A 3,677-nucleotide genomic window follows, 5' to 3' on the forward strand; every position below is an offset into this window, starting at 1 on the left:
CCTGCATTTGGATTGTGGGTTGCCACAGCTGCTGGTGGAGAATTAATTCCGTTACCCGCATCATCTGCACGTTTACAAGTAATCCACAATTCACCAGACGCCGCTGCTGCAGAAGTTGACGTGTACATTAACGGCGAATTGGAATTAGACAATTTTGCTTTCAGAACAGCTACTCCGTTTATCGATGTTGCAGCAGGTGTTCCTATTAGCATTGACGTTGCTCCAGCATCAAGTTCTTCTGCTGCCGAATCGCTTTACAACTTAACAACCACGCTTGCTAACGGCGAAACATACATTGCCATTGCCAACGGAATTGTTAGCGAAACGGGTTACACCAACCCGGATTCGTTTTTGTTGAGCGTTTTTGCACTAGGTCGTGAAGAAGCTAGTTCAGCTACAAACACCGATGTTTTGGTTAACCACGGTTCGCCAGATGCGCCAGCTGTTGATGTGGTAGAAACTTCGGCTCCAGCAGGAACAATCGTAGGAAACATTGCTTTCCCAAATTTTGCGGGTTATTTAGAATTACCAACGGCCGATTACACACTTGATGTTCGTCCGGCGGGAAGTAGCACAACCGTGGCTTCGTATTCAGCGCCGTTGCAATCTTTGGAATTGAATGGAACAGCAATAACCGTTTTAGCTTCGGGCTTTTTAGATCCGGCTGCAAACAGCAACGGACCTGCATTTGGATTGTGGGTTGCCACAGCTGCCGGTGGTGAGTTACTTGAATTGCCAACAATTCCGTTGAGCACTGATGAGTTAGAGTTAGATAGCATTTCGGTTTATCCAAATCCTACAAATTCACAACTAAATATCAATATTCCTTTTTCGTTTGGTTCATCGAAAGCTACACTTTACGATGTAAACGGAAGAGCTATTTTGAAAGATGTGCCGACTTTAAATCCGATTGATGTGTCGAGAATTTCTAGCGGTATTTACATGTTGTCTGTAAATATTGATGATAAAATTGCAGTTAGAAAAGTGGTTATTGGCAATTAAACCCTGATTTTCATTAGTAAATATTTTAGCGTGGATTCGATTTGAATTAGTTCAATCGAATTCACGCTTTTTTTTATTTATTTTACTTTTTGTTTTCTGACAGCAGTATTTGAATTGAGGGCATACTCAAAAAAATACATTTCATACTTGTATTTCAACAATTCAGTTGATTAATTTTTCAGGTTTTAGGGAGCTGTTTCATCTTTGAATCAAATTCAACGATCATGAAAGGCTTCTACATTATTTTCTTTTTCATTTTTACCAATGCTTGGTCGCAGCAAACGATTTCCGGAAAGGTAGTCGATTCTAAAAACAAGCCGATTGACAAAGCCAATGTTTTTATTGACGGTACATACGACGGTGCTACCACAGCCGCCGACGGTACTTTTTCGTTTGAAACGAGCGAAAGCGGTACACAGGTTTTAAAAATTACGGCCTTACTGTACGAAGCTGCTTCAATAAACATCGACGTTTTGAATTACAAAAATCAGACGATTGTTCTGAAAGATGCCGAGGGAACTTTAGATACGGTGGTTATCAATGCCGGAACATTTGAAGCGGGCGATAAATCGAAATCGGCAGTTTTGAAACCGCTCGATATTGTGACTACAGCAGGTTCGGCGGGCGATATTGTTGGAGCGTTACTGACGCTTCCAGGAACGCAAACGGTGGGCGAAAGCGGCCGACTCTTTATTCGTGGTGGTGAAGCCAACGAAACACAAACTTTTGTAGATGGTATTCGAGTAACACAGCCGTATGGCGCTGCCGCGAATAATTTACCGGCACGCGGACGTTTTTCGCCTTTCTTGTTCAAAGGTATTTCGTTTTCAACGGGCGGTTATTCGGCGGAATATGGCGAAGCACTTTCGAGTGTTTTGTTGTTGAATACCACCGACATGCCCACCGAAGAGCAGACCGATATTTCGATAATGACTGTTGGATTAGGTTTGAGCAATACCCAAAAATGGAAAAAAAGTGCATTTACGTTTAACACCTCGTACATCAACTTACAGCCGTATCAATGGATTGCGCCTCAGGACGTTGATTGGAACAAGCCGTATCAATCGCTTTCCGGCGAAGCGGTGTACCGCCGCGAGTTTGAAAACGGATTGCTAAAAGTGTATGGTGCATTCGATGCGGCACAACTCGATTTGAATCAGTTTGATATTAATACCAGCGGCTTGAGTCGGTTTGCTTTAAAAAATGATAACTTTTACGGAAACGCCTCGTACGACGGAGCGTTGAACAACGGCTGGCGCATTTTTTCGGGTTTGAGTTTTGGCTACAATACCAACAAAATTGATTTGAGTTTTGGAAATGTCACCAACATCGAGCGCGCGTATCATGCGAAACTTCGCTTTAAAAAACGATTTTCGAGTTCGCACAAACTAAGTTTTGGAACTGAGGCATTTCGTACGAATTTCGGCGAGTTGTTTGAAGATGCCACAGCCGATTTTAAACTTCAATACGAGCTCGATATTATTTCCGCTTTCGCAGAATGGGATTATACCGTTACAAAAGATTTGGCTTTTAAAGTTGGTGTTCGCGGCAGTAGAAATGCGCTTTTGAATTCGAATTTTGTGGATCCGCGTGTGTCTTTGGCGTACAAGATTTCGAAAAACAGCACGCTTTCAGCAGCGTATGGTATTTTTCGTCAGGCTGCGCCGGCTGATTTATTGAAGTTTGAAAATAAGTTAGGTAACGAAAAGAGTACGCATTATTTGTTGAATTACGAGTACCGCAAGAACAACCAATTGTTTCGAGCAGAGGTTTACAACAAAGAATACGATCAGTTGGTTACGTTTTCCGGAAATCAGGCGCAATTTGGCGAAACGTTTAGCAATTCGGGTTTTGGTATGGCGCGTGGTGTTGATTTGCTTTGGCGCGATAACCACAATATTAAAAATCTGGAGTATTGGGTTTCGTATTCGTACATTGATACCGAGCGTTTGTACCGCGGTTTTCCGAGCGAGGTTACGCCGTCGTTTGTAGCGAAACATACCGCGAGTATCGTTACGAAATACTGGGTACAGTCGCTTAAATCGCAAATTGGACTTACGCATACGTTTAATTCTGGGCGTCCGTATAACGACCCAAATGAAACGGCTTTTATGAACCAAAAAACGAAATATTTCCAGAATTTGAGTTTAGGTTGGGCGTATTTGATGAATCCGCAGATGATCATATATTTTTCGGCACAGAATTTACTAGGAGCACAAAACGTTTTTGGTTATCAGTTTGCGAGTAATCCGGATGAAAACGGCCAATATGCAAAGCGCGCGATTCGCCCAGCGGCAGATAAGTTTTTCTTTGTTGGTTTTTTCTGGACGATAAGTGCGGATAAGTCGAAGAATCAGTTGGATACTTTATAAAATAACCTGAACTCGATTAAAAATCTTTGTCAGATCGCGGTTTTACAATACACTGAAATTAGGACTAGCACAAAATCTGCGTAAATCGTGGTCGCTAAACATATAAATGGCTGCCTACGTCGTTGGATTTTTTTGCGATACCTTGGTATCCCAAAGAAAATCCGCCTTTTATACCAATTAGATCTATAAAACAGTCCGATAAAAAAATGTTTTTAAGTCATAACTGCTTTAAAAAAATCTTCCGTAGCGCTGCTATGCAACATTTTTTTGCATTGTTCTGTCTCAAAAACAACCTTTTTTCTC

At 41.8% G+C, this 3,677-nt stretch carries 2 protein-coding genes; both read left to right on the plus strand.

The features are described from left to right. Positions 1-1,002, plus strand: a 1,002-nt coding sequence (locus Q0064_RS00055; protein ID WP_298142412.1) for a DUF4397 domain-containing protein, incomplete at its 5' end; no start/stop codon positions are given. 224 nt (positions 1,003-1,226) lie between these two features. Further along, positions 1,227-3,374 (plus strand): TonB-dependent receptor, encoded by a 2,148-nt coding sequence (locus Q0064_RS00060; RefSeq protein WP_298142415.1) that lies wholly within the window; start codon positions 1,227-1,229, stop codon positions 3,372-3,374. Positions 3,375-3,677: the final 303 nt, after the last annotated feature.

The organism is Flavobacterium sp., assembly GCF_027490375.1.
GTDB lineage: Bacteria > Bacteroidota > Bacteroidia > Flavobacteriales > Flavobacteriaceae > Flavobacterium.